This window comes from Micromonospora sp. DT44 (assembly GCF_049841635.1).
Lineage (GTDB): Bacteria > Actinomycetota > Actinomycetes > Mycobacteriales > Micromonosporaceae > Micromonospora.
Genome location: NZ_JBNCKS010000043.1, coordinates 63,852 through 64,144, shown reverse-complemented (window position 1 = coordinate 64,144; position 293 = coordinate 63,852).

The following is a 293-nucleotide window of genomic DNA, read 5'->3' as shown; positions in this document are numbered from 1 at the left end:
ATCGCCCGACAGCTCTACCGCACCATCACCACCCACCACCGCACCTCTTGACAACCCCACTCACAGATCGGCGCGGGGCGGGGAGCAGCGCGGGGTGCGCCGAGCCGGCACGGGGTGCGGGAGCGGGGCGAAGCGCGGCGCGAGGCGCGAAGCGCGGCGCGAAGCGCGGCGCGGGGCGCGGGGCGCGAAGCGCGGCGCGGGGCGCGAAGCGCGGCGCGGGGCGCGGGGCGCGAAGCGCGGCGCGGGGCGCGGGGCGCGAAGCGCGGCGCGAGGCGGCGCGGGGCGCGAAGCGC